2 protein-coding genes are annotated in these 3019 nt (G+C 36.2%); both read right to left on the reverse strand.

The annotated features are described in order from the left end of the window. Nucleotides 1–38 precede the first annotated feature (38 nt). Complete coding sequence (locus BCU91_RS17745) at nt 39–335, reverse strand: hypothetical protein (RefSeq protein WP_102532046.1); 297 nt, start codon at nt 333–335, stop codon at nt 39–41. Next, the gene (locus BCU91_RS17750; protein WP_102532047.1) at nt 316–2340 is read right to left on the reverse strand and encodes a phosphotransferase; all 2025 of its coding nucleotides are present in this window, start codon (nt 2338–2340) and stop codon (nt 316–318) included. Before BCU91_RS17750 ends, BCU91_RS17745 begins: the two co-directional genes overlap by 20 nt. Between the last annotated feature and the right edge of the window lie 679 nt (nt 2341–3019).

Below are 3019 nucleotides of genomic sequence, written 5' to 3' on the forward strand. Positions count from 1 at the left end.
CCTATCCTTATCTGTTATACGGTTTTAAACTCATTAGTTCATCTCTGAGCCTTATATTTCTCATATTCTTCTAGGTATAGGTTTTCTGAAGTATCACGAAACTGTTGCCGCCTTAGATGTAAATCATTAAGCTTTTCGCTAATACTTTTGTAAATGATTTGATGAGCTTGGTTCTTAAGTATAGATTCATCATATTCATCAATTACGTAATCATCTTCCAAAGCGATGTTAACTAGTTGAAGTAATATCGTTTTATCTAATTTATCTAAAGATTCATAATTACCGTCTTCTTTCAAAAAGAATCCCTGAGAATTTTCAATTTTTAATGCTTTCATAACCACTCTTTCTTTCTGTATATGCTGTTTCACCAGCTTCTAATGAGTCTATAGTCACTTTGAAGTTATCCATTTTTATTCCATCAACAGTACTTAACTCTTTAACGGATGGGTGCCCAGAATATCTTCGATATACAATTTCACCATTTTCAACTTCTTTGGATGTATAAACTACATAATCAGCCTTAATAGATGCTCCAACGGTGCTGTTGTGTGTTACCACAACTATAGGCATAGTTTGTGAGAGCTCTTTCAATATTTGATTCACTTCTCCTTTCAAAAAAACGTTGTCAAAAGAAGACTCGGGTTCATCAATTAATAAGTAGTCATAGTTTTGAGCATCCTTAATTTCTTGAAGCAGTCTGAATTCTGATCTTTCGCCACCTGATACTTTAAAGCCATCTTTGTTAAGAATTTCATATTCAATGCATGCAAAGTATTTATAGAACTCAGAAGGAGTTAACGCCTCATTGTTTTTTAACTCAAGAAGATATTTATATGGGGAAGAGTATTCTTTGTAGGCACTAGTAAAGGCGACTTTCTTACCACTTACATTTTTAACTTCGCCAGCCCCGTTAAAAGCTCGCTGCTTACAAACAACTTTAAAGCCTTGAATGTTTTCTTCATGAATAATTTTTTCAGTCTGTAGTTGTTTGGCAATTAGATTAAATTTCAAAGCCTTTTGATGTTCAATCATTACTTTGTACAAATCAACATCTTTCACTTGTGTGCTAGAAGACCGAAGTTTGAGTTTACTTTTTACATCCCGTACTGCCTCATTAACAACGTTTTTCTTCTTTGTGCTAAGTGTTTTTTCCCAAAGAGATTCTATTAACTCACATGCTAGAGCCTTCAAATCAACAACATTTATATGTTTATCAATTACATCTCTGTACTCAATATTTTCAATTAATAGTCGAACAGAGGTTATGAGGTCAGTAAGTCCTGTCTCTTCACTTATTTCAAATTGTGACTCGTTAAATAGAGTAACTTTAGAGAAAGCATCTCGTTTACTAACCTCTTCTGCTTGTTTCATTAGAGTTTCAAGGTACTCATCCACTTTGCGTCGATTAGTAATAAGATCTATGGTACTTACATCATCTAATACTGCTTTAAAAGGGGCTAAGTGCTTGTCAACAAAATTGCTTTTCTTTCGAGCTACACCTTCATTGAATTCTTTTTCATAGTTGGAATCATCTCTCTGCACTAGTGAAAATTGAGGAATATACTTTACGTTTTTACATTCCTCATTGATCCGATTTAAAGTCACAGTTTTGCCAGAAGATCTTGCCCCGAGAACAATATTCAAACCAGTAGAAAGTTGTTGACCATCATCAAATATCTGGAACAGTTTATTTCCATCAGATTTTGATAAAGCAACTTTGCTCCTATCACTCAAACTATGCTTGATTGCACTTATTGTTAATTCACCACAATCAATATAGGTTTGCCTTGGGGGGAACTTACGTAAACCTTCTTTAATTCTTACATCACTAAATAACACAGGAGTTATTTCATTATCATCCTTTGCCATTCGAACAAATTTCTTTGGACTGTCAACCTCTCCTGCATCTATGAAGGCGCGTAGTTGTTCAAAGGTGTCTTTTGATATGGATGGTTTTTTCTGGTAGTGAGGAATAATTAAATAATCATTAAGATTTCCAAATATCTGAATTAATTCTTCGACATTTATATTATCTCCCGCCTTCTTTATTTTTTCAGATACTTTATTAGCTTTAAGTTGAAAATCATCTAAGTTTTCATTCTCTGAAATGAGAAGGATATGACCATTATCAACATAAATTTCAATGCCTGGGAATACTATGCAATCCAAGGCTTTTTGAATCTCTTGAAATTGTGCGAGATCGAAAACATCGTGGTTCGTTATAGCAATAGCATCAAGCTCTGTCACCGTAACGTATTCATTTAGCTTATCCAATGAAAATTCAAAGTGCGCATCACTAAATGTAGGGACTGTATGCAAATGGAGATCAATTTTTTTCAACGAATATTCCCTTTCTCATTAATATAATTACCTATGCAGAGCAATGCTCGAATTACCGTATAACGCCCACATTAAGCGGACTAAAATTGTTTGCCAAACTTGTTGAGGAACGAAACATGGCAAACTGTTTTAATTCCGTTTAAATGCTCTTGTGTACGCCCAGCATGGGCATGAACTAATGAGGTGAAAGTCCTCTGTAGGAAGATCACCGTTACTCTTTCTAAAAGAGAATAACATACTGTTATTAAACGTTAACTACTAGCGAATGGCAAGGGCTTATCCGCGAGGATTGGTCTGGAGGAAGCCGCTAGCACTTTTTTATCGGCAACAGGCGAGCTGATGAACAAGAACATCATATGAGGCGTAGGCTAGAGGTGAGTTGGCACAAGACGACGAAACCACGTGATCTAATGGCCACCGTAAATGATGCAGCAGTGCAAAGAAAGTTCATGTTCTTATCTGGGGAGATCTACTTAACACGCGATCGGTAATTAACCAGTAAGGCTCTGGTTTATAAGTGCCTTGGCTTTTCAGCGCCATCGACTGAAAAGAGCGAATCAGATGGAAACCGATAGCGCATGACGGGGTAACTCGGCGTGTGATTAAGCAGAAGTCAGCAGACGGCATAGTAGCCCAACGCCCATCGTAATGGATGGGATATGGTGAAGGCCTGAACATT

Origin of the sequence: Shewanella sp. 10N.286.52.B9, assembly GCF_002873635.1 — a bacterium.
GTDB lineage: Bacteria > Pseudomonadota > Gammaproteobacteria > Enterobacterales > Shewanellaceae > Shewanella.